This is a genomic window from Brunnivagina elsteri CCALA 953, from assembly GCF_002289455.1.
GTDB classification, from domain to species: Bacteria; Cyanobacteriota; Cyanobacteriia; order Cyanobacteriales; family Nostocaceae; genus Brunnivagina; species Brunnivagina elsteri.
The window spans coordinates 1-4,960 of sequence record NZ_NTFS01000452.1; the positions used below are offsets into that span (position 1 = coordinate 1).

At 36.2% G+C, this 4,960-nt stretch carries 5 protein-coding genes; 2 read left to right on the top strand and 3 right to left on the bottom strand.

Going from position 1 to position 4,960, the window contains the following annotated elements; all coding sequences use genetic code 11:
- Positions 1-129 precede the first annotated feature (129 nt).
- Positions 130-642: a L,D-transpeptidase gene (locus tag CK510_RS26195; RefSeq protein ID WP_095724459.1), complete on the bottom strand. Its 513-nt coding sequence runs from the start codon at positions 640-642 to the stop codon at positions 130-132.
- 140 nt (positions 643-782) lie between these two features.
- On the opposite strand from CK510_RS26195, the gene CK510_RS26200 reads away from it, so the two are divergent.
- Complete coding sequence (locus tag CK510_RS26200) at positions 783-2,282, top strand: hydroxysqualene dehydroxylase (protein ID WP_095724460.1); 1,500 nt, start codon at positions 783-785, stop codon at positions 2,280-2,282.
- 51 nt (positions 2,283-2,333) lie between these two features.
- Here CK510_RS26200 and CK510_RS26205 read toward each other — a convergent pair whose 3' ends face one another.
- On the bottom strand, positions 2,334-2,996 hold the full coding sequence (locus CK510_RS26205; RefSeq protein WP_095724461.1) for a response regulator transcription factor: 663 nt from the start codon (positions 2,994-2,996) through the stop codon (positions 2,334-2,336).
- A 23-nt stretch (positions 2,997-3,019) separates the two neighbouring features.
- Positions 3,020-4,237, bottom strand: a complete 1,218-nt coding sequence (locus CK510_RS26210; protein ID WP_095724462.1) for a sensor histidine kinase — start codon at positions 4,235-4,237, stop codon at positions 3,020-3,022.
- Positions 4,238-4,470: 233 nt separating this feature from the next.
- Here CK510_RS26210 and CK510_RS26215 point away from each other — a divergent pair, with 233 nt between their 5' ends.
- Complete coding sequence (locus tag CK510_RS26215; RefSeq protein WP_095724463.1) at positions 4,471-4,896, top strand: P pilus assembly/Cpx signaling pathway, periplasmic inhibitor/zinc-resistance associated protein; 426 nt, start codon at positions 4,471-4,473, stop codon at positions 4,894-4,896.
- Positions 4,897-4,960: the final 64 nt, after the last annotated feature.

Below are 4,960 nucleotides of genomic sequence, written 5' to 3' on the forward strand. Positions count from 1 at the left end.
GGGTAGGGTAGCATCTACGCGAGATTCTTCGTTCCTCAGCATGACAACACAGGATCATTCATTTTGTGGCTTACTCTAATTAAATCAAAGATAAATAAAAGAGGGCAAACAACCGTTTGCCCCTACTTGTCAACGCTGGACAATAATTGGTGTCCCCACACTAGACCATTCATATAGCCATTTTGCATGATTGGGTGCGAGATTTACACAGCCATGACTTACGGGAGTACCAAATTTTTTGTGCCAGTAAGCACCATGAATTGCATAACCGCGATCGTAATACATGACATGGGGAACATTAGGAACATTGTAGTCTTCACCCTGCATTCGCGTTTTCTTGAGCTTGGTTTGAACATTAAAAATACCAGTCAGTGTCGGTGTTTCCTTTTTTCCAGTCGAAACCTGCACGGCATAAACAGGTGTTTTCCCTTCCCAAGCAATTAATTTTTGGTCGGAAATATCCACTTGAATCCAGCGTCGATCTGATTTTTGTAAAGTCTGAATTTGCCGTTTGATTAGTTGAATTTTAGATTGTGCGGATGCTTGATTGTCATTAATTGCCAGAGTTCCAAAACTCAAAGACACAGCAATAAACAAAAGCGTGAAAGGGCGTAAATACTGAGAATAAGCAATTTTTTTCATAAAAATGGTTTAGATTTTATCAAAATGATTTAAATAAACTAGTTTTCGCAGAATATCAAATGACTTATATTAACAACAGTCAGACTTGATGACCTCAGGATGTTCTACAGTAATTACTAGACGGAAAAATAGAGGCTATTATGTCCCAAAGGAAAAAAGTCGTTGTAGTTGGTGCAGGTTGGGCAGGTTTGGGTGCAACTTACCATTTGGCAAAACAAGGTTATGATGTGACGCTGCTGGAAGCTGGTGCATATCCAGGTGGACTTGTGGCAGGTTGGAAAACAAAAGAAGGAAAATCTGTTGAAGCAGGGATTCATGGTTTTTGGTATCCCTACCGCAATATTTTTTCTCTAATTAATGAATTAGAAATTAATCCCTTCACAACTTGGACTCGTTCTTCCCAATATTCACCTTTTGGTTTAGAAGTTGAATCGCCAATTTTCCAAGATTTGCCCCGACTTCCAACTCCTTTAGGAACTTTTATCTACACTCAATTTAAACGCTTGCCATTAATTGACCGTTTGAGTGCATTACCTTTGCTTTATTCGCTAGTTGATTTTGATAACTCCGATGACGCTTGGAGACGTTACGATTTTGTCACCGCGAGGGAATTATTTAAACAATTTGGTGTTTCCGCAAGGTTATATAAAGAAGCATTTGAACCAATGTTATTAGTTGGATTATTTGCGCCGGGAGAACAGTGTTCTGCTGCGGCAACATTGGGAATGCTTTATTATTTTATTCTAGCGCATCAACCTGATTTTGATGTGGTTTGGTGTCGCGGGACTGTGGGTGAAAAAATCTTTCGTCCTTGGGTGGAAAAAATTGAAAAAGCTGGTGCTAAAATTTTAGCAAATCGTCGCGTTACTGATGTAGTTGTTGAAAATAATTGTGCTACAGGTGTAGTTTGTGGAGATGAAGTATTTAATGCTGATGCTGTAATTTTCTCCGTTGGGATTACGGGAATGAAAAAGATTATTGGCAGTAGTTCGAGCTTACACAGTCGTGAAGAATTTAGGAATGTGAATAATTTGGGTGCAATTGACGTTTTAGCAACCCGTTTGTGGTGCGATCGCAAAATACATATTCCCCATCCTTCCAATGCTTGTTTTGGCTTTGATGATACCACTGGTTGGACTTTCTTCGATTTAAATGCTTTACATGATGAATATCGAGATGAACCGGGAACAGTTGTTGAGGTTGATTTTTACCATGCCAATCAATTTATGGCTCTTGATGATGGCGAAATTATTCCCATTGTGCAGAATTATTTAAAAACTTGCATTCCTGAATTTGGAAAGGCAAAAGTGATTGATAGTAGCGTGATTCGATTACCACAAGCTGTCACCCATTTGGCACCAGGTAGTTATCGAAATATGTTATCTGCACAAACTAGTTTTAGTAACGTCTTTATGAGTGGTGATTGGATTATTAATAGACACGGTTCTTGGTCACAGGAAAAAGCATTTGTCACTGGTTTAGAAGCGGCAAATTTAGCAATTTCCCATTTAGGAGGAGGCGAATTGGCAAGTATTTTACCGATTGAGGAGGATGAGGGACATATACAAACATTACGGGAAATTAATCGCGGCTTTAAGTTAATTGGTAAATCAATTTTGCCTAGCTTTTGGCTACCTTAATTATGATTTGTAAAAAATAAAAAATCTAGAGACGGGATACATTACATCTATTTATGATTCATTATCAAGATGGGATAAATGTGAATTAGCGAAGATAGCAGCTTGAGTGCGATCGCGTAGATTCAATCTATTCAATATATTTGTCACATGGTTTTTTACTGTACCTTCAGAAATATATAATTGTTGGGCAATTTCTCGGTTATTTGCACCATTTGCGATTAATCTTAAAACTTCTTTTTCACGGGGGGTTAGTTCTGTCAAATTCGATGGTGGTGTTATTTCTTGAATTACCGAATTTGCTGGAAATTGTGTTAATAGTTTTTTAACTATTCCTGGTCCTAATTGGGTATATCCTTTATATACTGCACGAATTGCCACTGCTAATTCCTCTGAAGGTGTATCTTTTAATAAATAACCCATTGCTCCATGTTGTAAAGCAGCAGTCACATATTCATTATCATCAAATGTGGTCAATACTAATACTTTGACTTTGGCAAAATGCTTTTGAATTTCTTGTGTTGCTGCAACTCCATCCATAACTGGCATTCGCATATCCATTAACACAACATCAGGTTGTAATTGACTGATTAATTTAAGCGCTTCTTGTCCATTTTCGGCTTCTCCGATAATTTCTAAATCAGGTTCTAATTCTAATAATGTTCTTAAACCCTGACGAATTAAATGTTGGTCATCAACTATTAGGACTTTAATCATAATTTGTGAGTTTTTAATGAGTATTAGGGATTACAAATTGGAATTTTTACTTGTACCTTACAACCATTCCCAAAAGAAGTTTCAATATTAAATTTACCACCTAAAGATTCGGTGCGATCGCGCATACTTTGCAGTCCAAATCCTGTGGTATTTTGGTTTAATTCAAATCCAATTCCATTATCTTTAATTTGTAAGTTTAATTCAACGGATGAAGTTGATAATTCTAGCTTTACTTCTGTCGCATTGGCATATTTACAAATATTAGTTAATGATTCTTGAATAACCCGATAAACAGCAATACTAATTTCACTAGGAAGCACATAGGAAATATTTAAGTTATAAGTTGGTTTAACATTGATTGCACGTTCTACGTCTTCTAAAAGCACAATGATTGCTTCTTCGATGGATTCACTTTGCTCCCCTCCGAAGGAGTTACTGCGTGAACGTATAGTAGAAACTGACTGTCTCACATCCTGTAATGCTTTTGAACCAAGCTGTTTTGCCCTTGCTAAAAAATCATGGGCTTTTGCTGGATTTGTTTGCCACAACTTTAAACCTGTTTCTAATTGCAGATTTAAAGCTGTTAAAGAATGTCCCAATGAATCATGAATTTCCCTTGCAATTCGGTTGCGTTCTTCTAATGTTGCCTGATGTTCTACTTTTAATGCATACTGCTTTAATTTCTCATTTGCTGCTGCCAGTTTTTCACGACTTTGCCGCTCTGAAACTATAGCATTCATTAATAAGAGAATAAACACCAGCGACAATCCAAACATCACTATAAAACTTAAAGTAAAAAACCGAAACCTTTCTTGTGCTGCTGGAGATATTCCAAAGCGATAAAATTTACGACTAATAGTAAATATAAATAAGCTAAATGATAAAGATGTTACTATAAGACGACCAGGAAGCTGAAAAATTAAACAACTTCTAGTAACTAAAATTAGGTATATAAACGGAAATAGTCGAGATGCTCTACCACCAAAAAATATAGTGATTAAAATTAATAGAACTTCGCAACTAGTGTAAGTAATTTTGCTGAGTTGATTACTTGTCGGTAATCGCAATCCCATTAAACCGAAAATTATCAGACTACAAATGGTTAATTCGGGGAATCGTGGAGAAAATCGCTGTCCAGGAGTAGATAAAAGCGAACTAAAAATTGCAATACCTAACAGTGTCCATTCCAAATACAGTAAAAATCTAAATGGGTGATTTTTAAACTGGATTGAGTCGCTCATCTATATTTACTCCACTCAATGAATACAAATTAAAAATTTTAATCATTTTTTTTCAACCTATATTAAATCTATAACTAAAATCTCATGACCACTAGTAATAGGAAGTCACATTTATCACCTTCTAAACTATGACAAAAGTCATGGTCACATTCATGACTTTTCTCAACTGCCTTATTTGTGTGGATATTCTTATGATGGTGCTATCAAACAAAATACATCTAAAGGACGAGTCAATGAACTCCAGAAATCTATCTATAGTAGCTAGTATATTTGCTTTCAGTTTAACTGCTATTCCTTTTGCTGCTAAAGCTGACGTATTTACCTCCCATTCAAATTTAGATTCAAATTCGCAAATTGTTGCTCAAGCACAACCTGAAAAAAAAGATAGAAAAGCTAACTTTGAAAAGTTTGCCCAAGAATTAGGATTGACTGATGACCAGAAAACTAAAATAGCTGAAATTCGCGCTAATACACGCACCGAAGTTGATAAAATTCTCACCCCAGAACAACGTCAAGAACGTCAGCAACGAAAAGCAGAACGTCAAGCAAATCCCCAAAACCGTCAAGAAGGTAGAAGAAATAGAGGATTTAAGGCAAATCTCACCGATGCTCAAAAAGCTGAAATCAAAAAGATTATGCAGTCATCAAAAGGAGATTGAGCAACGAAACAGTAAAAACCCTTTGCGAGTATTTAGATGCCGAAAAAGCGAGTGGTAAACCAAT